Here is a 23,729-nt window from a genome sequence, read left to right on the forward strand (position 1 = left end):
GGGCGCCGACCACTCCACTGTGCCACGCCGGGGCCGCCTGCCACGCCTGTCTCCGATACCTCCACAACGATGTGTCCCGACTCATAGGCACAGGCAGGCAAACTCTTTACTCTTGGTGAACGTGCGATTCCTCGACGGGCAGACCCCGGCCACCGACCTCACCTATGGCGACGTGTTCCTCGTGCCGTCGCGCTCGGACGTCACGTCGCGGTTCGACGTCGACCTCTCGTCCGACGACGGCACCGGGACCACGATCCCCGTCGTCGTCGCGAACATGACCGCGGTGGCCGGCCGGCGCATGGCCGAGACGGTCGCGCGGCGCGGCGGCATCGCGATCATCCCGCAGGACGTCCCGGCCGACGTCGTGGCCGGTGTGGTCGCGGACGTCAAGGCCAAGGACCCCGTCATCGAGACGCCGGTGGTCGTCGCCCCGCAGGACACCGTGCACAGCGTGCTGACCCTGCTGGGCAAGCGCGCGCACGGCGCCGCCGTCGTGGTGCAGGACGACCGGCCCGTGGGGGTCGTGACGGAGTCGGACTGCGCCGACGTCGACCGGTTCACCCGGGTGTCCGAGGTGATGTCCGCCGAGCCCCTGCTCCTGGAGGCCGCCCTGCTGGACGGCCCGGGCGGGCTGGAGGCCGCGTTCGACGTGCTGCACTCCGCCCGGCTCGACCTCGCCCCCGTGGTCCGCGACGGCCTGCTGGCCGGGGTGCTGACCCGCAAGGGCGCGCTGCGCTCCTCGATCTACTCCCCCGCGCTGGACGCGGCCGGCAGCCTGCGGATCGGCGCCGCCGTGGGCATCAACGGCGACGTCGCCGCCAAGGCCAAGGACCTGCTGGCCGCGGGCGTCGACGTGCTCGTGGTCGACACCGCCCACGGCCACCAGACCAAGATGCTCGCCGCGCTGGACGCGGTGCGGTCCGTGGACCCCACGGTGCCCGTCGTGGCCGGCAACGTGGTCACGGCCGACGGCGTGCGCGACCTCGTCGCCGCCGGCGCCGACATCCTCAAGGTCGGCGTGGGCCCCGGCGCCATGTGCACCACCCGCATGCAGACCGGCGTGGGGCGGCCGCAGTTCTCCGCCGTCCTGGAGTGCGCGGCCGCCGCGCGCGAGCTCGGCAAGCACGTCTGGGCCGACGGCGGCGTGCGCCACCCCCGCGACGTCGCCCTCGCGCTGGCCGCCGACGCGTCGCAGGTCATGGTCGGCTCCTGGTTCGCCGGCACGTACGAGTCGCCGGGCGACCTGAAGGACGACGGCACGGGCCGGCTCTACAAGGACTCGTTCGGCATGGCCTCGGCCCGGGCCGTCGCGGCGCGCACCGCCGGCAGCGGCTCGGCCTTCGCCCGGGCCCGCAAGGCGCTGTACGAGGAAGGCATCTCCACCGGCAAGATGTACCTCGACCCGGCCCGCCCCGGCGTCGAGGACCTGCTGGACGAGATCACCTCCGGCCTGCGGTCCTCGTGCACCTACGCCGGGGCCCGGTCGCTCGCCGAGTTCTCCGAGCGCGCCGTGGTCGGCATCCAGTCGGCCGCCGGCTACCAGGAGGGCATGCCGGTCGCGACGAGCTGGTGAGCCGGCCCGTCCGACGCCCTGCCCGACGAGCTAACCGACGACCACGAGCCGCCTCGTCGGGCGCGTCAGCGCCACGTAGAGGTCGCGCTCCCCGCCCGGCCGGGCGGCCGTGATCCCGTCCGGGTCGGCGACCACGACGGCGTCGAACTCCAGGCCGCGCACCTGGGAGACGGGCACCACCCGGACCCGCGTGCCGTCCAGCGCCTCGGCGACCTCCGGCGCCCGTGCGTCCGCGGCGACGACGGCCACCAGGTCGTCGGGCGCCGCGGACGCCAGCGCGCCCGCCTCCCGCACGACGGCGGCGACCAGCTCGCCGGGCACCGCTGCGACGCGCCGGGGCACGTCCCCGTGCCGCACCGCGCGGGTGGGCGCCTGGTCCGGCGCGATCCGGGCGAGCAGCGGCGCCGCCACGTCCAGCACCTCGGCGGTGGTGCGGTAGCAGACGGTCAGGGTGCGCACGTCGGCGCGGCGGGCCAGGTCGGCGCCCAGGGCGTCGGCCCACGAGGCCGCCCCGGTCGCCGGCCCGGCCTGCGCCAGGTCGCCGACCACCGTCATCGAGCGGCCCGGGCACCGGCGCAGCACCGAGCGCCACTGCATCGCCGTCAGCTCCTGCGCCTCGTCCACCACCACGTGCCCGTAGATCCGGGCGGGCGGACCGTTGAGCAGGTGCTCGGCCTCGTCCAGCAGGGGCAGGTGGGCCGACGTCCAGGCGGCGGTGTCGCCGTCCGCCGCCGCGTCGTCGAGCGCGAGCCCGGCGTGCGTCAGCTCCGGGTGCGCGTCCAGCAGGTCCAGCACCACGTCCTGGGCCACCAGGTGCGGCCAGGCGGCCTCGACGGCCCGCTCCAGGGCGACGTCGTCGGCGAGCTCCGCCTGCAGCGCGCCCGGGTCCAGCTCGGCCACGGCGGCGGCGTGCCCGAACGCGCCGCCCTCGTCGGGGGCGAAGCCCAGCCGCGCCAGGTCCCCGGCCGCCGCCTTGTCGACGTTCACGCCGCCGGTGAGCACCTCGATGTCCTCGTCCAGCTTGGCGAGGAACACGCGGGCCCGCGCCTGGACCTCGTCGGCCACGAACTCCACGACGAGGTCCTTGAACAGCGCCCGGGCCTGGTTGTGCGGCAGGCCGGTGCCCCCGGCCGTCTCGCGCGCCTCGGCGAGCGCGTGCTCGTCCAGCGTGACCGGGTCGCCGTCGACCAGCACCGTCAGGGTGCCGGACGGCGCCTGGTAGTCCCGCACGATCTCGGCCACCTCGTCGGCCCGCCGGACGTCGCCGGCGGCCCGGCGCAGCTCGTGGCCCGCGGCCGGGACACCGGTCAGGCCGAGCGCCTCGGCGACCAGGCGGTCGGCGGTGCTCATCGCCACGTCGTTCTCGCCGAGCGACGGCAGCACCTCCGCGATGTAGTCGAGGAACCGCGTGCCCGGGCCGAGCACGAGGACGCCGTCGGTCCGTGCCTCGTCGAAGCCCGCCAGGACGTACGCGGCGCGGTGCAGCGCGACCACGGTCTTGCCCGTGCCGGGGCCGCCCTCCACGACGGTCACGCCGCGGTGCGCGGAGCGGATGATCGCGTCCTGCTCGGCCTGGAGGGTGGCCACGACGTCGCGCATGCGGCCGGTGCGCCGGGCGCTGATGGCCTCCAGGAGCGGCCCGTCCCCGACGACGTCGTGCGGCCCCGGCTGAGTGCCGTCCAGGATCTCGTCGCTCACGCGGGCGACCTTGCGCCCGTCCAGGCCCAGGTGCCGGCGGCGGCGCAGACCCATCGGGTGGGCCGCCGTGGCGGCGTAGAACGGGCGCGCGGCCTCGGCCCGCCAGTCGACGAGGAGCTGGTCGTCGCCGTCGCTCAGCCCGGTGCGTCCGATGTGCAGCGTCCGGCCGTCGGCGCCGTCGATCCGGCCGAAGCAGAGGTGGTGCTCGGCGGCGCCCAGGGTGCGCGCACGCCGGCCCAGCATGGCCACGCGCACCTCGCGCGTGTAGGCCTCGGCCGGGTCGGTCGACGAGGCGCGCACCGCGTCGTCGAGGTCCGCGCGCACACGCTCGGTCTCGCGGTCGAGCCGGGCGTACAGGGCGTCGACGTACTGCTGCTCGGCGGACTGCTCGGTCTGGCGTGGCTGCACCGGGTCTCCTCGTTGTCGGAACCTGGTGTCAACGCGATCGTGCCGCAGAACGTTCCCGGGTCCGCACCGCGTCCGGGCGCGTCGCCGCTCAGGACACCCGGTTCAGGATTCCCGTTCAGGACTCCCGGGCCCGCTGCCCGAACGTCCCCGAGGTGACCGTCGCCCACGACCTGCGCAGGATGTCCTCCAGCACCGCGAGGTCGACCTGCTCCAGGTCCTTCAGGTACAGGCAGCCGACGCCGGTGGTGTGCGGGCCGAGCCGGGCCAGCCGCGTGACGCGCTCCATGAGGTCGCGCAGCGTGCGCGCGTCGCGACGGCGGACGGCAGGCGTCACGGCGCCGAGATAGGCGGTGGGGTCGCCGTCGGTCCAGGTGGTCGCCGTCCCGCCGGTATCGCGCTCCGTCCGGCTCGGCGTGCGGTCGGCGGCCGGCGCCGCCGGTAGGGTGAACGACCCCGCGCCCTCACGGGCGAACCCGCACCAGCGAAGGAGTCCCCTGTGGTCGCCGCCGACCTCGACGTCACCGTCGGCCTCGCCAGGTCCCTCCTGCGGGAGCAGCATCCCGACCTCGCCGACCGGCCCCTGGACCTGGTCGCGAACGGCTGGGACAACGTGATGCTCCGGCTGGGCGAGGGCCTCGCCCTGCGCCTGCCCCGGCGCGAGCTCGGGGCGCAGCTCATGCGCAACGAGCACCGGGTGCTGCCCCTGCTCGCGCCGCGGCTGCCCGTCGCCGTCCCGGACCCGGTCCGCGTCGGCGCGCCCAGCGCGGCGCTCGGCTACCCGTGGCCGTGGGCCGTGGTGCGGTGGGCCGACGGCGTCGCGGCCGCGACCGTCCCCGCGGCGCGGCGCACGCCCTGGGCCGAGCACCTGGCCCGCGTGTTCGTGGCGCTGCACCAGCCGGCGCCGGACGACGCCCCCGACAACCCCTTCCGCGGGGTCCCGGTCGCGACGCGGGACGCGGGCTTCCAGGAGCGCGTCGCGCTCCTGCCGGAGCGGGTCCGGCCCCGGGCGCGCGAGGTGTGGGCCGAGGCCCTGGCGGCGCCCGTGTTCGACGGCGCCCCCGTCTGGCTGCACGGCGACCCGCACCCGGCCAACCTCGTGGCCGACGGCGACCGTCTCTCGGCCGTCATCGACTTCGGGGACGTGACCAGCGGTGACCCGGCCTCGGACCTCGGCACCGTGTGGCTCACCTTCGACGCGGAGGGCCGCGAGCGCTTCCGGGCCGTGGTGGACGCCGAGGCGCGCGGCGGCCACGGCTGGGACGCCGGGACGTGGCGCCGGGCGAAGGGCTGGGCCGCGCTCTACACCGCGATCTGCTTCGCCTACCCCGACACCCACCCGGCCATGGTGGGCGTCGGGGAGCACGCGGTGGAGCAGCTCTTCGGCTGAGTGCTGCTGCTCCTCCCGGGTGTCAGTGGCTGCCGCTAGGTTCCTCGCATGACCTACGACCTCCCCTTCTTCGCCCTGCTCGACGGGACGCCCGAGGGCACCCCGTACCCCCAGCAGGTGCACGACCTCGGCCTGCTCCACGTCCCCTCGGGGCGCATCGAGGCGTCGGACCCGTACGTCACGCTCGGTGAAGGGCTGGTCGTCCGGGTCGAGCCGGGCTCCTACCCCGCGTTCGTGACCGTCGCCGACGTGTCCGAGGAGCGCGACGGCAGCCACCTGCGGGAGGCGTACCTGTCGCTCGTGCTGTCCGACGGCGGACCGGTCGCCGAGGTGCGGGGCGTCACGCCGGAGGGCGCCGAGCCCGCGGACGACGGCGAGCACTACGGGGTGGGCGTGGACGCCGGCACGGTCGGGTTCGCGGACGCCGAGGCGATCGTCCGCTGCATGCCGCGGGAGGACGACTCGACCGACTGGTACGACCTGCTGTTCGACTCGGGCGAGCCCACGTCGTGGTTCGAGCTCATGGACAGCCCCGGCCACTACCGGGAGGGCAGCGCGAACATCACGATGCCGCTGGCCACCGCCGGCGAGAACGTGGTGCTCAGCCACTCCGGCTGGGGCGACGGCTTCTACCCCGTGGTCACCACGCACGCGGCCGACGGCACACTGCTCGGCGTGCACATCGACCTGCTGGTCGCCGGCCCCGACGACGAGGCCGACGACGAGGAGGCCGACGCCGAGGAGGCCGCCACGGAGCGGGCCACGGCCTGACGGGCGCCGCTCAGAACCGCACGGCCGTGGTGTTCGCCCCGCAGACCAGCACGGCGACCCGCTCGCCCGGCTCGGGCACGTAGACCCCGGACAGCAACGCGGCGAGCGCCGTCGCGCCGCCCGGCTCGGCCACGACGCGGGCCGCCTCCCAGAGGGAGAGCTGGGCCGAGGCGATGGCCTCGTCCGTGACCAGCACGGACTGCGCCACGAACTGCTGGGCCAGCGGGAACATGAGCCCGCCCACCTGCTTCGGCGCGAGCGAGTCGGCGGCGATCCCCTCGGTGGGCGCGTCGACCGGCTCGCCCGCCGCGAGCGCCCGGTGCAGGGTGGGCGACCCCTCGGGCTCCACGGCCACGACCTTGACGTCGCCGCGGAACCAGGCAGCGATGCCGCCGATCAGCCCGCCGCCGCCCACGGCGACGAGCAGGGTGTCGAGGTCGGGGAGGTCCTGGGCGATCTCCAGGCCGAGGGTGCCCTGCCCGGTCAGCGTGGCCGGCTGGTCGTAGGCGTGCACGGTCATGGCCCCGGTGCCGGCGACGAACTCCTCGCTCGCGGCCAGCGCGTCGGCGTACCGGTCGCCGCCCACGACGAGCTTGGCGCCGTAGCCGCGGATGCGCTCGGCCTTGGCCGGGGAGGTCACGCTCGGCACGAAGATCGTCGCGGGGATCCCGAGCCGGGCCGCGGCGTAGGCGACGGCGGCGCCGTGGTTGCCGCCCGAGGCGGCGACCACGCCGGCGTCGGGCACGTCCCGGGTGAGCAGGCTGGTGAACGCGCCGCGCGCCTTGAACGAGCCGGAGTGCTGGAGGCACTCGAGCTTGAGCGCCACGGGCTGTGCGGGGCGGCCGAAGTCGGCGAGGTCGACCTCCAGCACGGGCGTGTGCCGCACGTGCGGGCGGATCAGCGTCTCTGCGGCGCGGATGGCGTCGCGGGTCACCTCGGTCATCGGGTCCTCCTCAGGTCTGCGAACACTCCGGCCAGCCGGCCGGCCAGTACGGGGTCGTGCCGTGCGGTCTCGTCTCCGAGCGCCCGGACGGCCGCGTCGTGGGCTCTGCGCAGCTCGTCCGGCCGGGCGGCAGCCGCGCGCACCTGGGCGAGCGTCTCCAGCTCCGCGGCGGGCAGGTCGTCGACGCCGCGGCCCTGGTGGGGACTGAGCCCGTGCCGCAGGCAGGCGAGCGAGACGAGCTGTTCGCGCACGCCGTCGAGCATGGACACCGCCTGCCAGTGGCGTCCTCGGGCGATGGCGGACCGGGCGTGCAGCGCGTGCAGCCAGGCCATGCCGATCAGACGCCCGGGAACGGGCGGCGGCAGGTGCGCGGGCGGGTTGGTCTCGCCGAACAGGAGCCGGAATCCCGGTACGGTCTCGCGGAACCGCTCGTACGGCCAGAACGACACGTCCACCTGCAGCGAGCCCCTCAGCAGGAACACGCGGTAGAGCACGCCGTCGGCCACGACGTCGAGGTGGTGCACGGCCCCGTGGGTCGCGTACATCGTCTCGGTCCATCGCGCGGCGACGTCGGCCGGGTCGCCGTCGGCGGCGACGCGCAGCACCAGGTCGATGTCCGACCACTCGTCCTCGCGCCCGGTCGCCCCGCTGCCGACGAGTGCGGCGGCCGCGACGGCGGCGTCGGCTCGTGCGGCGGCCGCCAGCGTCCCGCGCAGGGCCTCGCGGATGTCGGTCGTGAACATCACGAGATGCCCAGCTCTCGGCCTCGGTCCCAGCCCTCGGTCCAGCCGAGCTGGTCGAACATCGCGTCCAGGATCCCTGCGGTGAAGCCCCACACGAGGTGCGTCAGGTCGCCGTCGTGCACGTGGAAGCCGGGGCCGCGCCAGGTCTGGTTGCCGCGGCGCAGCACGGTGGTGAACCGGTTGGCGGGGTCGAGCAGGTCGGCCACGGGGGCGCGGAAGACGTGCGCGGACTCGGCGACGTCGACCACGCGGACGGGCGTGGGGCGCGCCCACCAGCCGAGCACGGGCGTGACCACGTGGTTGCTGACGGGCATGGGCAGCTCGCCGAACGCGCCGAGCACCTCGACGCCGGACGCGTCCAGGCCGGTCTCCTCGACGGCCTCGCGCAGGGCCGCCGCGACGGCGTCCTCGCCGTCGTCGGCGCGGCCGCCCGGGAAGGCGACCTGCCCGGCGTGGCTGCGCAGCGTCGCGGCGCGGGCCAGCAGCAGGACGTCGAGGTCGGCGGGCACCGCCAGGTCGTGGTCGTCGCGGTCGGTGGCGAGGTCGTCGAGCACACCGAACAGCACGAGGACGGACGCCGGGCGCGCGCCACCGGTGAAGTCGCCGCGCGCGTACCGCCACGGACCCTCGAAGCCCCGCTCGGCGAGGGCGACCAGCTGCTTGCGCGCGGATGCGGAGGAGCTCACCGACCGACCTTAACCCCGGCCGCGCACCCTCCCGCACGAGCGGCGGAGGTACGGGTCACCAGAGGAAGGACCGGACCGCCGTCGCCACGGCCGACGGCCGCTCGCGGTGCACCGCGTGCCCGGCGCCGACCACGACGCGCGCCCGCACGCTCGGGTTGCGGATCATCAGCTCGACGCCGGTCCGGGGCTGGAACAGCGCGCCGCGGGCCGGGTCTGCGCCCAGCACGAGCGTCGGGACGGTCAGGCGGGTGACGACGGCGGTGTGCCGCCAGGGCGCGTTGTCGCGCAGGGTGTGCGCCACGGCCGCGGCGTCGGCGGCCTTCGCGGCGGCGGCCACGGCCGCCGCGTCCCGCCGGTCCCAGGCGGCGTGCGCGCCCTGGACCGACCGGGCCGACGGCGGGTTGGTCGCGTCCCGGATCTCCGCCTCGGCGACGGCCTCGAACCGGTCCTCCTCGACGTCGAGCGCGGGGTCGAGCAGCACGAGCCGGCGGGTGAACCGCCGGTCGGCGTCGGCGGCCAGCGCGCCGAGCAGGCCGCCGAGGCTGTGCCCCACCACGAGGTCCCAGCCCGAGCCCAGGGCTCGCACGTCGGCGACGTGGTCGGCGAGCAGGTAGGAGTCGGCGCGCGGGCTGCTCCCGTGCCCGCGCAGGTCCGGGGCCACCACCTCGTAGCCGTCGTCGGCGAGGGTCTCGGCGAGCCGCCACCAGGTGGCCCCGGCGGACACGATGCCGTGCAGGAGCAGCGCCCGCCCCGGGCCGGTGCCCCATCTGGTCGTGACGAGCTCGACGGCCGCGGGTGGTTGGGAGGTGCCGCCGGGAACTTCCTGCCACATCGCCATGAACAGAGGGTAACGACGGTATGTATACGGGTTTGAAACAATTGAACGTTTCTACCGCAATGTGGCGAGATCAGCGCCGCGCGCCACCAGCAGGGCCCGCGCGGCCGCCAGCGCCCGCTCGTAGACGGCGTCGTCGCGGAGCAGCAGGGACCGGTCGTTCGCCGCGTTCAGCAAGGCGTTGATCTCGAAGGCGACCTGGTCGGGGTCGGTGCCCGGGGCGAGCTCGCCCGCATCGAGCGCCACCTGCGCCTGGTGCACCAGGTACGACTCCCAGGACCGCTGCGCCGCCACGACCGCGTCGTGCACGGCGCCGTCGCGCATGTCGAACTCGATCTCGACGGTGCGGAAGAAGCACCCGCCCTGGAACACCCGTGCCCGCGAGTACTCGGTCCACGCCAGCACCAGCGCCCACAGGCGCGCGAGACCACGGTCGGCCGTCCGCGCGCGGACGATGACGTGCTCGGTGTAGATCTCGGTCGCCCGCTCCACGGCGGCGAGCTGGAGCCTCTCCTTCGAGCCGAACAGGCCGGCGATCCCGCTCTTGTTCACCGGGACGGCCTCCGCCAGCGCGCCGAAGGACAGCGCGTCCAGCCCGCGGACGGACGCCTCCTGCACCGCGTGGTCCAGCACGGCGCGGCGCGTGCGGTCGCCGCGAAGGCGGCGCAGATCGGTCGGCTCGTTCACACAAGAGAGTGTACGACCGTTCGCTCATTCGATAGTGTGCGAACGTTCGTACAGATTATTCGCCGCCTCCCGGAGGTCCCCGTGCCCCAGACCCAGCGCGCAGCCCGCGCGATGTTCCGCACCCTCGCCCGCGTCGCGCCGCCGGCCGCCCTGGCGCACGGTGCGGCCACCTACTGGCGGGTCGGGGCGCCGGCACCGGTCCGGCCCGCCGACCAGGCCGTCCACGACGCGGCACGGCGCACACCGCTCGAGCACCGCCCCACGTTCCGCCGCGGCCGGGACGGCCGTCTCGGCGTCGGCGGAACCATCACGGTGGCCACCTACGCCTGGGGCGACCCCGGTGCACCCGCGGTCCTGCTGGTCCACGGCTGGCGGTCCCGCGCGTCGGCGTTCGGGCGGATCATCGAAGACCTCACCGGAGCCGGGCTCCGGGTCGTCGCCTACGACGCGCCCGGCCACGGCGCCTCCGGCGGGCAGCGACGCACGGGGCTCGACGACCTGACCGTCATCCGCCGGCTGTCCGACACCGAGAACGCACCGTGGGCCGGCGTCGTCGGGCACTCGCTCGGGGTGCTCGCGGCGGGGATCGCGCTGCACGAGGGCGTGGAGACCGAGCGGTTCACAGCCGTCGCCGGCCTCACGTCGTTCCGCGTCGCGACCGACGGCTTCGTCCGCGGGTCCGGGATCCCCTGGGCGCTCCGCGACGGCTTCGCGACGACCGTCCAGCGGTACGGCCTGCCCGACCACCCGGACGTCTACGAGCGCTTCGACCTGCTGGCACATCCCGTCCCGGCCTCCGTACCCACCCTCTGGCTGCACGACGACGGGGACCGCGTGAACCCGCACCACCTGTCGGTCCAGCTCCACGAGGCGCATGCGGACTCGAGCGAGCTGTTCACCACCACCGGGCTGGGCCACAACAAGATCCTCGGCGACCGGGCGGTGAGATCGAGGATCCTCGACCATCTCGCGGCACCGGCGCGGACCGGCAGCGGGACCCACCGGCCACCGGCGCGGTGAACTCCGCGTGAACTCCTGCCGACATCACCAGTCGGATACCGGAAACCTTCCCTGACCTGCGACGACGCCGTACCCTGCTGTCCGGTTTATACCCATTTCAACCGGAGGTAGGACGACGATGGAGCACACGAGCGACGGCGCCCTCGCAGCGACGGTGGTCAGCGTCCTGGCGGCCCTCTGGTTCGCCTGGACCGTCCGGCACTCCGGGCCGTGGTCCCGGCTCGTCCCCGTGGTGGGCGTCGTGCTCGCCGTCGCGGTCGCGGCGCTCGGTGTCCTGGCCGCGGTCCGCGCCTGGCCCGACGGCAGCGTGGTGACCGGCCGGGTCGTGAGCATCTACGTGGCGGCGCTCCTCGTGCACGGCGGCCTGACCCGGCTGTGCACCGGCATGATCGCGAGCAGGTACCGCAGGGCGCGGGCCGCCGCGAAGGACGCCGACAAGGCCGGAGTGACGACCGGGAAGTCCCGGCTGCACCTGATCCCGACGGTCGTGGCGGTGTCCACGGCGATCCAGGTGGGGGTCGTCGCGAACACCCTCGCCGTGCCGAACCTGTACCTCGGCGCCGCGGCCGGGCTCGCGGCCGCGGTCCTCGCCTGGCCGCTCGGCTGGATCCTGCGCGCGGTCACCCGGCCGCGCGGCCACCGTCCGACGGCGGCGCTCGCCCACCCGCTGACCGGCCTGCTGACCGGGGCCACCCTGGTCACGACGGCGGCCTGGCTGCTGCTCGCGCTCGACTGACCCCGCCCACCCCCGCCTGACCTCGCGCGACCCACCGGGATCTTTGCTTGGTCGCATAGACGAATCCTGTCACTGTTTGTCCATCTTTTGCTTGACAGTCGGCATAAGTCCTCCTATGTTCGAAAAGTCACCCGGTGGAGTACGTCCTGCCACGGGGGCGTGGCCGTCGTCGCCGACGACCACGTGACGCACCCCTGGAGGGAACGACGATGAGGTCCACCTTCGTGACAACGCTGTCACTCACCGCGTCGACGCGACGAGCTTCGCGCGCCTGAGCCAGTCCCCTCCCGCACTTCTGTCTCGCCGGGACGGCACTCCCGCCTGCCCGACGGTGTCGAACGGAGACCCATGCCCGAGAACAGCCCCGAGAACAGCACTGACGCCCCAACCCAGTCCGGCGGCGTGTCCCGTCGCTCGATCCTGACCGGTACCCTCGCCGGGCTCATGGCGCCGACGGCGGCGCTGGCGCTCGGCTCCGACTCGGCCGCCGCCGTGTCGTCGGCGGTCCTGGGCACGACCCGGCACATCACCGTGTACGCCGAGGCACTGCCCGGGGGCCAGTACGGCTACGGGCTGACGCCCGGAAAGGCCACCATCCCCGGCCCCGTGCTGGAGATGTGGGAGGGCGACACCCTCCAGGTCGAGCTCGTGAACAACACCGACAAGCGCCTGTCGATCCACCCGCACGGCGTGGACTACGCGACCGACTCGGACGGCAGCCCCTTCAACGACTCGTTCAACGAGCCCGGCGAGACCCGCACCTACGTCTGGAAGAGCCACAAGCCGAAGCAGCGCGCCGACGGCACCTGGATGGCGGGCTCCGCGGGCTACTGGCACTACCACGACCACGCGATGGGCGGGGAGCACGGCACCCCCGGGCTGCGCGCGGGCCTGTACGGCGCCCTCGTGGTGCGGCGCCAGGGCGACACGTTGCCCGACCGTCAGCACACCGTCGTGTTCAACGACATGACGATCAACAACAAGGTCGCGCCCGACACCCCGATGCTCGAGGCGAACAAGGGCGAGAAGGTCGAGTTCATCGCGATCGGCCACGGGGACCAGCTCCACACGTTCCACGTGCACGCCCACCGCTGGGCGGACAACCGCACCGGCTACCTGACCGGCCCGGACGACCCCACCCGGGTGATCGACACCCGCGACCTCAACCCCGGCTCCTCGTTCGGGTTCCAGGTCGTGGCGGGCGAGGGCGTGGGCGCGGGCGCGTGGATGTACCACTGCCACGTCCAGTTCCACTCGGACGGCGGCATGGCCGGGATCTTCCTGGTGCGCAACGCCGACGGCAGCATGCCCGCCGGTGCCCAGGCGGCGATCGACCGGTTCCACGAGCACGGCGGCCACACGATGAGCGGCACGGCCACCACCGAGACCGACGGCGCGGCGGCCCATGCCGGCCACTGACCGCCCCGACTCCCCGTTCACGCGCAAAGGAGCAGTGATGGAACGAACCCGAAGAGGCATCATCGCCGCGGTGGCCGGCGCCGCCCTCGTCGCCACGATGACGACGACGCCGGCCGCGGCCCAGCGGAGCGCCGCGACCGTCGACACGGCCCCCGTGGCCGCCGCCGTCAAGGACGCGGCGGTCACGGACACGGCGTCCGTCGTGCCCGCCGCCACGGCCGCCGCGGCCGAGCCCACCGTGCTCGTGTTCCACGGCGCGGCGGCCGACCAGGCCGACCCGGTCGCCGTCGCGACCCGGACCATCCGGGAGCTCGGCGCCGAGAACGGCTTCACGGTGCACACGGCCAGCGACCCGAAGGTGTTCACGGCCAAGAACCTCGCGGAGTACCGCGGGGTCGTGTTCCTGTCCGCCGAGGGCGTCGAGCTCAGCACGGCGCAGGAGGACGCGCTCAAGGCCTACGTGCAGGGCGGCGGCGGGTTCCTCGGCGTCCGTGACGCGGCGCGCGCCCAGGCCCGCTCGCAGTGGTTCACGGGCCTGATCGGCACGCGGCCCGCCGGCAACCTGCCGGACCCGCTGCCGGTGGCGAGCGCCACCGCGAGCGCCGAGAACCCGCCGAACGAGGTGGCCGCGAACCTGATCGACGGCGACTCCCGGACCAAGTGGCTGGCGTTCGAGCCGACGGCGTGGATCGAGCTCGAGCTGGAGGAGCCGCTCGCGGCCGCCCGGTACGCGCTCACCTCGGCCAACGACTCCGAGGGCCGCGACCCGCAGGACTGGACGCTGCAGGGCTCCACCGACGGTGAGACCTGGACCGACCTGGACACGCGGGAGGGCGAGGACTTCCCGGACCGGTTCGTCACGAACGACTACGACCTCGACAACGACGTGGCCTACCAGCACTACCGGCTGGACATCACGGCGAACGCCGGCGACGACCTCACCCAGCTCGCCGAGATCCAGCTCTTCGACACCTCGGGCGAGGAGGAGCCGGACCCCGAGGTGCCGGTGCAGGAGGCGACGGTGAACGTCGTCGACCGCGCGCACCCCGCCAACGACGGGCTGCCCCTGAACTGGACCCGTGAGGACCGGTGGCTGAACTGGTCGCCGAACCCGATCGGCGAGGTGCACACGGTGGCGCAGGTGCAGGAGTGGGACTACGACCCGGGCGAGGCCGCGAACGGCGCCTTCCACCCGATCTCGTGGTGCCGCGACTACGACGGCGGCCGCTCGTTCTACACCGGCATGGGCGGCACCGCGGAGAGCTACGCGGAGGAGGGCTTCCGTGACCACCTGCTCGGCGGCCTGCTCTGGGCGGCGGGCATGGTGCGCGGCGACTGCCAGGCGACCATCGCGGCGAACTACGCGGCCGAGCGCCTGACCGCGCAGAACACCGCGGGCACGCTCGACCAGATCGGCGAGCCGCACGGGCTCACGGTCGCACCCGACGGCGGCGTCTTCTACGTCGGCAAGGGCGCGTGCCCGTCCGGCCCGATCGTCTCGTGGGACGACCCGAACGTGGGGCTGGGCTGCGGCACGATCCACCGCTGGGACCCCGAGGCGGGCGAGACCAAGCTGCTGACCACCCTCGACGTGATGGGCAACCGCGGCAGCGGCAGCGAGCTGGTCAAGAACGAGGAGGGTCTGCTCGGCATCACGCTGGACCCCGACTTCGAGGACAACCACTGGATCTACGCCTACTGGATGCCGCACGAGTCGATCGACGTCGAGCGGCGCGTGGGCCAGCGCACGGTCTCGCGCTTCACCTATGACGCCGCGGCCGACACGATCGACCAGTCCACCCGCAAGGACCTGCTGCACTGGGAGACGCAGATCCACAGCTGCTGCCACGCGGGCGGCGGCATGGACTTCGACAACGACGGCAACCTGTACATCGGGTCCGGCGACAGCAACTCCTCGGGCGGGTCGAACGGCTACTCCGGCAACAACTGGACGCAGGAGTTCGCGGGCCTCTCGTTCCAGGACGCCCGCCGCACGGCCGGCAACACGAACGACCTGAACGGCAAGATCCTGCGGATCCACCCCGAGGACGACGGCACGTTCACGATCCCCGAGGGCAACCTGTTCCCCGAGGCGGACGACCCGGGTGACAAGACGCGCCCGGAGATCTACGTCATGGGCGTGCGGAACATCTCGCGCCTGGCCTACGACAAGAAGAACGACTGGCTGACGGCGGCGTGGGTGGGACCGGACGCGGGCGCGCCGGACCCGGAGCTCGGGCCGGCCAAGTACGAGACCGCGACCATCATCACCTCGGCGGGCAACCAGGGCTGGCCGTACTGCATGGGCAACCGGCAGCCCTACCGCGACCGCAGCAACGAGGACGCGACGGTGCTGGCCGGCTGGTACGACTGCGACAACCCGAAGAACACCTCGCCGCGCAACACCGGCCTGGTGGACCTGCCGCCGGTGCGCGACAACATGATCTGGTACTCGCCGAGCGGCGGCGGCCCGGTCTTCCCGGAGGGTGAGAACGGCATCCCGTCGTACGTCGACGAGGAGGCCACCTACACCCTGCCGTACCTGCGCGGTGGCGGTCAGGCCGTGATGGACGGTCCCACGTACCACCGGTCCGAGGTGGACACCGACAGCGGCGTCGCCTGGCCCGCGTACTGGGACAACAAGTGGTTCATCGGCGACCAGTCGAACGCGAGCAACCGGATCGCCGTCACGGTGAACCCGGACACGGTGGAGGAGGCCGGCCCCCCGGTCTTCGCCGAGGACCTGCGCAAGATCATCCAGGGCGGCGCGGGCAACGAGCAGGTGCAGAGCTGGATGGACGCCAAGTTCGGTCCGGACGGCGCCCTGTACCTGCTGGACTACGCGGGCGGCTTCTTCTCGCTGCACCCGAACCAGAAGCTCGTCCGGATCAGCTACAAGGGTGGCCCGGCGACGCCGGTGCCGGCCGCGTCCGGCGCGAGCGTGCAGAGCTCCCCGCTGACCGTCGCCTTCACCGGTGACCGCTCGGGCGGCGTCTCGTACGCCTGGGACTTCGGGGACGGGAGCACCTCGACCGAGGCCAACCCGCGGCACACCTACGCCCGCGTGGGCAGCTACGACGCCACGCTGACGGTGACCTACGCCGACGGCGAGACGTCCACGGTGAAGGTCGCGGCCGAGACCACCTGCACCATCCCGGACGACCGGGGCACCGTGTGGTTCGGCGACGACAACACGGGTGTCACCAACGACGACCTGGGCGGCTGCACGATCAACGACATCGTCGAGGACGAGCGGGAGTGGGACACGAACGGCCGGTTCGTCAACCACGTCACGGCCGTGGCGGACCAGCTCCGGGCCGACAAGGTGATCACCGTCACCGAGCGCAAGAAGCTGATCAAGGTGGCGCAGTCGTCCGACATCGGCACCGAGGGCAGCACCGGGTACCGGTGGTGGTTCGACGGCACGGCCCAGACGCTGGCCGACTGGCGGCAGGCACCGGGCGGCGCCTTCGACCTGAAGGAGGACGGGTCCATCCTGGCCACCGGCGGGCTCGGCATGCTCTGGTACCCGAAGGAGGAGCTGGGCGACTTCTCGCTGAAGCTGGAGTTCAAGGACTCCGCCCCGGAGGGACGGTTCGCCAACAGCGGCGTCTTCACGCGGTTCCCCGACCCGCGGGTGGCGCGCGACGACCGGCCCGAGTGCGGGCAGGGCACCGACGCCGAGGCCTGGGTGGCGATCTACTGCGGCCACGAGATCCAGCTCTACGACGGACCCACGGGCGAGGTCCAGAAGACGGGTTCGGTGTACAACTTCGACCCCAACACCCTGGAGCAGGCCCGGCCCACCCCGAAGGGCGAGTGGAACACCTACGAGATCCAGGTGGTCGGCCAGCAGTACACGATCATCCGCAACGGCGAGGTGATCAACGAGTTCGAGAACTCGCCCGGCAAGGAGTCCTCGCGCGCCGGTGACCCGCCGACCGACCTGCGGCAGTTCCTGAGCGGCTTCATCGGTCTGCAGAACCACAGCGACGCGGACGCCATGGAGTTCCGCAACATCCGGGTGCGTGACCTGTGACCGGGCCCGCGGAGACGAGAGGTACACCCATGCGACACAGACTGTCCCGCCTGCTGGCGGTGGCGGCGGTCGGCGCCCTCGTGGCGCTGCCGTTGGCACCCGCCACCGCCGTCGAGACCACCACCATCAAGCCCGTCGCCGACGTCACGCCGGACCGGGCCGCCACCCAGGCGGCCCAGTCCGACCAGGCAGCCCAGGCCGGCGAGTCCGAGGCCCAGGCCGACCAGGTGCTGACCTTCACCGCGAGCGCGAGCGTCTCGGCGTACGCGTCCGCACCCACGACAGCGGCGGCCGGGCCGACCACCGTCGTGTTCGAGAACAGCACGGCGACCGGTAACAACATCGGGATGTCCCACACCCTGACGTTCGACACCGGCACCCCGGGCTACAACCAGGACGTCACCCTGGACATCCTGGCCAACCCCCTGGACGCCAACGGCGGCCGCTACGAGGCCGAGGTCAACCTGACCCCGGGCACGTACCGGTACTTCTGCGCCATCCCGGGGCACGGCACCATGGTGGGCGAGCTCGTGGTCACCGAGGGCGGCGGCGGTGACGACACCACCGCCCCGACGGTGACGGCGGACGTCGCCGGGGACCAGAACGACGAGGGCGCCTACATCGGCTCGGCGAGCGTGAGCCTCGCGGCCGACGACGGCGACGGCTCGGGCGTCGAGTCCGTCGAGTATGACCTGGACGGGGCCGGGTACACCCCGTACACCGCGCCCGTCGTCCTCGACGAGCCCGGCACGTACATGCTGGAGTACCGGGCCACCGACGTGGCGGGCAACGTCTCCGAGCCGGAGATGCTGCACGTCACGGTCGTCGCCCCGGACGGCGAGGACGCGACGCCGCCGGTGGTCACCGCCGAGGTGACCGGCGACCTCGACGCCGACGGCGCCTACGTCGGGTCCGGGACCCTGAACCTCACGGCCAGGGACCCCGGTTCGGGTGTGGCGGGCATCGAGTACGACCTCGACGGCGCCGGCTGGGCGGCGTACACCACGCCCGTCGTCGTCGACACGCCGGGCGAGCACACCGTGGCCTACCGGGCCACGGACCGGGCCGGCAACGTCTCGGAGCCGGGTTCGGCCACGTTCACCGTGGTCGAGGCACCCCCGGTGGACGAGACCGCGCCGACCGTCACGGCCCAGGTCACCGGCGAGCAGGACGAGGACGGCGCCTACGTCGCCTCGGCGACCGTGCAGATCCTGGCCGAGGACGCCGGGTCGGGCGTCGAGACCGTCGAGTACAACCTGGACGGCGACGGCTGGACGGCCTACACGGACCCCGTGATCGTGGACGTCACCGGCGCCCACGAGGTGTCCTACCGGGCCACCGACGCGGCGGGCAACACGTCCGAGCCCGGGAGCGTGGAGCTGGTCGTGGTGGACGGGCAGGACCCGCCGGACACCACGCAGCCGATCGCCTCTGCCCAGGTGGACGGCGACCAGGACGACGAGGGTGCCTACCTCGGGTCCGCCACGGTCACCATCACCGCCCGGGACGACGAGTCGGGGGTGGCGTTCATCGAGTACGCGCTCGACGACACCGCGTTCCGGGAGTACACCGGCGCCGTGGAGGTCACGGAGCCCGGGTCGCACGCGTTCGCGTACCGGGCCACCGACAACGCGGGCAACGTGACCCGGACCGGCACCCTGCGGTTCGACGTCGCCCGCGGTGCGATCGACGCCTGCCCCGTCTCCGACGAGCGCCCCACGGTGATCCTCGGGAACAAGGACAGCAAGGTGACCAACTACGACACCGGCAACGGGTGCACGGTCGCCGACCTGCTCGACGCGGACGGCGGGTGGGTCAGCCACAGCGCGTTCGTGAGCCACGTGCAGCAGGTCGCCGACCAGCTCGACGACGCCGACGTGCTCACGGCGCAGGAGGTCACGAAGCTGGTCCGGGCCGCCCGCCAGTCGGACGTCGGGCGGTAGGCACCGGCACGGCCGCACACGCACCACCCTGAGACGGAGCGGACCGTCTGCCCCCTGGGCAGGCGGTCCGCTCCGTCGTCGGGGCACACTGGCCGGATGGCGTCCACGGCCGGTTGGGCAGTTGTCGGTGTGCCGTCCAGCGCCGCGGCGCACTCCCGCGGGCTGGAGAAGGCACCGGCAGCCCTGCGCATGGCCGGGCTGCTCGACGCACTACGAGCGGCCGGCGTCGACGTCCGGGACGACGGCGACCTGCCGACCGCGACCTGGCGCGCACACCGGAGTCCGGGCGAGCCCAACGACGTCGGCCGCGTGATCGACGGCCTGCGCGGCGTGCGGCGGAGCGTCGACGCGGTCCTGGCCCGGGGCGAGCGGGCCCTGGTGCTCGGCGGGGAGTGCACGGTCGCCCTCGGGGTGGTCGACGCCGTCGCCGAGCGGCACCCGGACGTGGCCCTCGTGTACGTCGACGGCGGCCAGGACCTCCAGCTCCCGCCGGACCACCCCGACGAGCCGATCCTCGACTCGATGGGCGTCGCCCACCTCCTCGACCTGCCCGGCACTTGGGGGCCGCTCGCCGCGGTCGGCCACCGGCGCCCCCTGCTGACGGCCGACCGGCTCGTCTACCTCGGGTACAGCGACGACGAGGAGGACGTCCACGGGCTCGTCCCCGCGGTGCGGATCCCCGCCGCGCAGGTGCTCGCCGACCCGGAGGACGCCGCACGGCGCGCCCTGGCCGCCGTGGGCGGCACCCCGTTCGTGCTGCACCTCGACGTCGACGTGCTGGACTTCCTGACCCTCCCGGTGGCCGACGTGCCGACGTACGGCCGCGGCCTGGTCCCCGCGACGCTGGACCGCGTACTGCGCGCGCTCGCCGCCGACCCCGGCCTGCGCGCCATGACCTGCGTGGAGGTCAACCCCGACCACGCGGACGAGGCGGGCCTGCGCGGCGTCGTCCGGCTGCTGGCGGGAGCGCTCGCCGCGGGGTAGACGACGGCGCCCCGCCCCTCCGCGAGGAGGGACGGGGCGCCGTGGTTCGGCTCAGGAGGCTCTGCCTTCTGTCGCCTGAGCCTGCGGTTCCGCTCCGGGCGGGTGCCTCGTTCCTCGGCCCCCACCCTGCGCTGCACCTCCGGCTCAGGCGACGAGCGAGCGGAGCACGTACTGCAGGATGCCGCCGTTGCGGTAGTAGTCCGCCTCACCCGGGGTGTCGATGCGGACCACGGCGTCGAACTCGACCCGCGAGCCGTCGCCCTTGGTCGCGGTGACCTTGACCGTCTCGGGCGTGACGCCCTCGTTCAGCGCGGTCACGCCGGTGACGTCGAAGGTCTCCGTGCCGTCCAGGCCCAGCGAGTCGGCGTTCTGGCCGGCCGGGAACTGCAGCGGCAGCACGCCCATGCCGATGAGGTTGGAGCGGTGGATCCGCTCGAAGCTCTCGGTGATGACGGCCTTGACGCCCAGCAGCGCGGTGCCCTTGGCGGCCCAGTCGCGCGACGAGCCGGAGCCGTACTCCTTGCCACCGAGCACCACGAGCGGGGTGCCGGCCGCGGCGTAGTCCTGCGCGGCGTCGTAGATCGTGTCCTGGGCGTTCTTCACGAAGTTGAAGGTGAAGCCACCCTCGACGTCGTTCAGGAGCTGGTTGCGCAGGCGGATGTTCGCGAACGTGCCGCGGATCATGACCTCGTGGTTACCGCGGCGCGACCCGTAGGAGTTGAAGTCGCGACGGCCCACGCCGTGCTCGGCGAGGTACGTGCCCGCCGGGCTGTCCGGCTTGATCGAGCCGGCCGGGCTGATGTGGTCGGTCGTGACCGAGTCGCCGAGCTTGGCCAGCACGCGGGCACCGGCGAAGTCGGTGACGGGCTCCGGCGTCATGCCCATGCCCTCGAAGTACGGGGGCTTGCGCACGTAGGTGGACTCGCTGTCCCAGGCGAACGTGTCGCCCTCGGGCGTCTCCAGCGCGGCCCAGCGCTCGTCGCCCTTGAAGACGTCGGCGTAGTCCGACTCGAACATCTTGCGGTCGATCGAGGACGCGATCGTCTTCTCGACCTCGTCCGGCGAGGGCCAGATGTCGCGGAGGAACACGGGGTTGCCGGCCTCGTCGCGGCCCAGCGGGTCGTGCTCGAAGTCGAACTCCATGGTGCCGGCCAGGGCGTACGCGATGACCAGCGGCGGGGACGCCAGGTAGTTCATCTTGACGTCCGGGTTGATGCGGCCCTCGAAGTTACGGTTGCCCGACAGCACCGAGACGACCGACAGGTCGTGCTCGTTGACGGCCTCCGAGACCTTCTCGTCCAGCGGCCCGGAGTTGCCGATGCAGGTGGCGCAGCCGTAGCCGACCAGGTGGAAGCCCAGCTTCTCGAGGTACGGCCAGAGGCCGGCCTTCTCGTAGTAGTTGGTCACGACCTGCGAGCCCGGCGCCATGGAGGTCTTGACCCACGGCTTGGAGACGAGGCCCTTCTCGACGGCGTTCTTGGCGAGCAGGGCCGCCGCGATCATGACCGACGGGTTCGACGTGTTGGTGCACGACGTGATCGAGGCGATCGCGACCGCGCCGTGGAACAGCTCGAACTCCTTGCCGTCGCTGTTCGTGACGTGCACGTGCTTGCGGCCGTTCGCGGCCGGCGCCGGGGAGTCCGACGCGGGGAACGACTCGCGGCCGACCTCGTCGGCGCCCGCACCCACCTCGGGCGCGTAGTTGGGCAGGTCGTGCAGGAACGCCGACTTCGCGTTCGTCAGCTCGATGCGGTCCTGGGGGCGCTTCGGCCCGGCGATCGAGGGCACGACCGTCGACAGGTCGAGCTCCAGGTACTCGGAGAAGACCGGCTCGACCGAGTCGGCGTCGAGCCACAGGCCCTGCTCCTTGGCGTACGCCTCGACCAGGGCGAGCTGCTCCTCGGAGCGGCCCGTCAGGCGCAGGTAGTCGACCGTGACCGAGTCGATCGGGAAGATCGCGGCCGTCGAGCCGAACTCCGGCGACATGTTGCCGATGGTGGCGCGGTTCGCGAGCGGCACCTGGGCCACGCCCTCGCCGTAGAACTCGACGAACTTGCCGACCACACCGTGCTGGCGCAGCATCTGCGTGATCGTGAGCACCACGTCGGTGGCCGTCACGGCCGCCGGGATCGAGCCGCTCAGCTTGAAGCCGACCACGCGCGGGATGAGCATCGAGACGGGCTGGCCGAGCATCGCGGCCTCGGCCTCGATGCCGCCGACGCCCCAGCCCAGCACGCCCAGGCCGTTGACCATGGTGGTGTGCGAGTCGGTGCCGACGCAGGTGTCGGGGTAGGCGCGCAGCGCGCCGCCCACCTCACGCGTCATGACCGTGCGGGCCAGGTACTCGATGTTGACCTGGTGCACGATGCCGGTGCCCGGCGGGACGACCTTGAAGTCGTCGAACGCCGTCTGGCCCCAGCGCAGGAACTGGTAGCGCTCGTGGTTGCGCTGGTACTCGAACTCGACGTTGCGCTGGAAGGCGTCCGCGCGGCCGGCGACGTCGATCTGCACCGAGTGGTCGATGACCATCTCGGCGGGGGCCAGCGGGTTGACCTTCGTGGCGTCGCCGCCGAGCGCGGCGACGGCCTCACGCATCGTGGCGAGGTCCACGACGCAGGGCACGCCGGTGAAGTCCTGCATGATCACGCGCGCCGGCGTGAACTGGATCTCGGTGTCGGGCTGCGCGTCCGGGTCCCAGGACGCGAGGGCACGCACGTGGTCGGCGGTGATGTTCGCGCCGTCCTCGGTGCGCAGGAGGTTCTCGGCGAGGATCTTCAGCGAGTACGGGAGGCGCTCCACGCCCTCGACCGCGCTGAGCCGGAAGATCTCGTAGGACTTGCCGGAGACCTCCAGCGTTCCCTTTGATCCGAACGTGTCCACGGTGCTCACTCGGGCTCCTTCTGCGGGGCTGACGGTGCGTCGGCTCTCACAGGCGCGGTCATCGCGCGAAGGAGCCGCCGCATGGGTTCCAGGGGGCTTCACCCAGCCTAGGCCGGGCTGCTGGAGCCAGCATATCGCATTTATCTTGACGTCAAGATATCTGCCGGCCGGGCGCCCGTCTCCTCCTGCTCGGCCGCCGGCGCCTGGAGCGTCCGCACCACCCGCCGGGCGATCGCGGCGTTGCCCGCGTCGGTCGTGTGGATCCCGTCCTCGTGCACCAGGCGGCCCTGGACGATGTTGGGGTCCAGCAGCGACACGTACGTGGCCTCCGCCTCGGCCGCCGCGGCCCGCACGGCGCTGTCCAGGGCGCGCGCCTCCAGGCCGACCGCCCACGGGGTGGAGGGCCCGACCGACACGATCTCGGCGTCGGGGAACCGCTGCACGGCCAGGGCGTACGTGTCCGCCACCGCCTCGAAGACCGGCCCGGGCTCGGCCCGCAGGTCCTTGAAGTCGTTCTGCCCGCCGGCGATCACCACGATGTCCACGCTGCCCGGGGGCACCGACCGGAGCTGGGCGGGATAGTTGAGCTTGTTCAGCTCCGCGTTCCCCTTGACGAACCCGGTGCCGCCGTCGGCCACGTTGAGCTCACGCCAGCCCATCTGCTCGGACACGAGCGTGCTCCACCGCAGCTCGGGCGACGTCGCGCCCTGTCCCACCGTGTAGGAGTCGCCGACGAAGAGGGCCACCGGCTCCTTCTCGGCCACCGGGGACGGCGAGGGCGACGGCGACGGGGACTCCGCCCAGACCGACGGCGCACCCCGCGGCGCGGGCACCGAGGCCCCGCCCGTACCGCCGACGGCGATGCCGCCGGCCCCCAGGACCATGCCCACCAGGACGGCGACGGCAAACGCCGCCACCACCGACACCGCGATCCCGCCGCTCACCAGCCACCGCTTCACGGTGCGCATCCTATGCGC

At 73.2% G+C, this 23,729-nt stretch carries 18 protein-coding genes; 9 read left to right on the forward strand and 9 right to left on the reverse strand.

The window, feature by feature from the left end; genetic code table 11:
• Positions 1 to 121: 121 nt before the first annotated feature.
• On the forward strand, positions 122 to 1,573 hold the full coding sequence (locus AB0I29_RS00680; protein WP_357476792.1) for a GuaB1 family IMP dehydrogenase-related protein: 1,452 nt from the start codon (positions 122 to 124) through the stop codon (positions 1,571 to 1,573).
• Between the two features lie 30 nt (positions 1,574 to 1,603).
• Here the strand turns inward: AB0I29_RS00680 and AB0I29_RS00685 are convergent, their stop codons facing one another.
• Both AB0I29_RS00685 and AB0I29_RS00690 read right to left on the reverse strand, forming a co-directional pair.
• Complete coding sequence (locus AB0I29_RS00685) at positions 1,604 to 3,679, reverse strand: AAA family ATPase (RefSeq protein ID WP_357476795.1); 2,076 nt, start codon at positions 3,677 to 3,679, stop codon at positions 1,604 to 1,606.
• 115 nt (positions 3,680 to 3,794) lie between these two features.
• Positions 3,795 to 4,013, reverse strand: a complete 219-nt coding sequence (locus AB0I29_RS00690) for a hypothetical protein (protein ID WP_357476798.1) — start codon at positions 4,011 to 4,013, stop codon at positions 3,795 to 3,797.
• A 162-nt stretch (positions 4,014 to 4,175) separates the two neighbouring features.
• On the opposite strand from AB0I29_RS00690, the gene AB0I29_RS00695 reads away from it, so the two are divergent.
• Together AB0I29_RS00695 and AB0I29_RS00700 are read left to right on the forward strand one after the other, a co-directional pair.
• Positions 4,176 to 5,066, forward strand: coding sequence for an aminoglycoside phosphotransferase family protein (locus tag AB0I29_RS00695; protein ID WP_357476801.1), 891 nt, complete (start codon positions 4,176 to 4,178; stop codon positions 5,064 to 5,066).
• A 48-nt stretch (positions 5,067 to 5,114) separates the two neighbouring features.
• A complete protein-coding gene (locus AB0I29_RS00700) occupies positions 5,115 to 5,837 on the forward strand; it encodes a DUF4241 domain-containing protein (protein ID WP_357476804.1) in 723 nt (240 codons plus the stop codon).
• 10 nt (positions 5,838 to 5,847) lie between these two features.
• Here the strand turns inward: AB0I29_RS00700 and AB0I29_RS00705 are convergent, their stop codons facing one another.
• From AB0I29_RS00705 to AB0I29_RS00725, 5 genes are read right to left on the reverse strand one after another with little or no spacing between them, the layout of a single operon-like run.
• Positions 5,848 to 6,780 carry a threonine/serine dehydratase gene (locus AB0I29_RS00705; RefSeq protein WP_285103616.1) on the reverse strand — a complete coding sequence of 311 codons (933 nt, stop codon included), beginning with the start codon at positions 6,778 to 6,780 and terminating at the stop codon, positions 5,848 to 5,850.
• Complete coding sequence (locus AB0I29_RS00710) at positions 6,777 to 7,523, reverse strand: nucleotidyltransferase domain-containing protein (RefSeq protein ID WP_357476807.1); 747 nt, start codon at positions 7,521 to 7,523, stop codon at positions 6,777 to 6,779. The genes AB0I29_RS00705 and AB0I29_RS00710 overlap by 4 nt, the downstream gene beginning before the upstream one ends.
• Entirely contained in the window at positions 7,523 to 8,209 is a 687-nt protein-coding gene (locus AB0I29_RS00715) for a CoA pyrophosphatase (RefSeq protein WP_357476810.1), read from the reverse strand. Before AB0I29_RS00715 ends, AB0I29_RS00710 begins: the two co-directional genes overlap by 1 nt.
• A 55-nt stretch (positions 8,210 to 8,264) precedes the next feature.
• Entirely contained in the window at positions 8,265 to 9,047 is a 783-nt protein-coding gene (locus tag AB0I29_RS00720; RefSeq protein ID WP_285103611.1) for an alpha/beta hydrolase, read from the reverse strand.
• A gap of 51 nt (positions 9,048 to 9,098) precedes the next feature.
• Positions 9,099 to 9,731, reverse strand: coding sequence for a TetR family transcriptional regulator (locus AB0I29_RS00725; protein WP_285103609.1), 633 nt, complete (start codon positions 9,729 to 9,731; stop codon positions 9,099 to 9,101).
• A gap of 81 nt (positions 9,732 to 9,812) precedes the next feature.
• Here AB0I29_RS00725 and AB0I29_RS00730 point away from each other — a divergent pair, with 81 nt between their 5' ends.
• The 6 genes from AB0I29_RS00730 to AB0I29_RS00755 all read left to right on the forward strand — a co-directional run bounded on the left by AB0I29_RS00730 (position 9,813) and on the right by AB0I29_RS00755 (position 19,872).
• Complete coding sequence (locus AB0I29_RS00730; protein ID WP_357476814.1) at positions 9,813 to 10,751, forward strand: alpha/beta fold hydrolase; 939 nt, start codon at positions 9,813 to 9,815, stop codon at positions 10,749 to 10,751.
• 118 nt (positions 10,752 to 10,869) lie between these two features.
• Positions 10,870 to 11,487, forward strand: a complete 618-nt coding sequence (locus AB0I29_RS00735; protein WP_357476817.1) for a hypothetical protein — start codon at positions 10,870 to 10,872, stop codon at positions 11,485 to 11,487.
• Between the two features lie 348 nt (positions 11,488 to 11,835).
• The gene (locus AB0I29_RS00740) at positions 11,836 to 12,906 is read left to right on the forward strand and encodes a multicopper oxidase domain-containing protein (RefSeq protein ID WP_285103603.1); all 1,071 of its coding nucleotides are present in this window, start codon (positions 11,836 to 11,838) and stop codon (positions 12,904 to 12,906) included.
• Positions 12,907 to 12,943: 37 nt separating this feature from the next.
• Positions 12,944 to 16,945 carry a ThuA domain-containing protein gene (locus AB0I29_RS00745; RefSeq protein WP_357476819.1) on the forward strand — a complete coding sequence of 1,334 codons (4,002 nt, stop codon included), beginning with the start codon at positions 12,944 to 12,946 and terminating at the stop codon, positions 16,943 to 16,945.
• 29 nt (positions 16,946 to 16,974) lie between these two features.
• The gene (locus tag AB0I29_RS00750) at positions 16,975 to 18,888 is read left to right on the forward strand and encodes a plastocyanin/azurin family copper-binding protein (protein WP_357476821.1); all 1,914 of its coding nucleotides are present in this window, start codon (positions 16,975 to 16,977) and stop codon (positions 18,886 to 18,888) included.
• 96 nt (positions 18,889 to 18,984) lie between these two features.
• Positions 18,985 to 19,872, forward strand: coding sequence for an arginase family protein (locus tag AB0I29_RS00755; protein WP_285103598.1), 888 nt, complete (start codon positions 18,985 to 18,987; stop codon positions 19,870 to 19,872).
• Positions 19,873 to 20,016: 144 nt separating this feature from the next.
• Here AB0I29_RS00755 and acnA read toward each other — a convergent pair whose 3' ends face one another.
• Positions 20,017 to 22,761 (reverse strand): aconitate hydratase AcnA, encoded by a 2,745-nt coding sequence (acnA, locus tag AB0I29_RS00760; RefSeq protein WP_357476824.1) that lies wholly within the window; start codon positions 22,759 to 22,761, stop codon positions 20,017 to 20,019.
• 131 nt (positions 22,762 to 22,892) lie between these two features.
• Positions 22,893 to 23,711: an SGNH/GDSL hydrolase family protein gene (locus AB0I29_RS00765; RefSeq protein ID WP_357476826.1), complete on the reverse strand. Its 819-nt coding sequence runs from the start codon at positions 23,709 to 23,711 to the stop codon at positions 22,893 to 22,895.
• Between the last annotated feature and the right edge of the window lie 18 nt (positions 23,712 to 23,729).

It is taken from the genome of Promicromonospora sp. NPDC050262, from assembly GCF_040655935.1.
Taxonomy (GTDB): domain Bacteria; phylum Actinomycetota; class Actinomycetes; order Actinomycetales; family Cellulomonadaceae; genus Promicromonospora.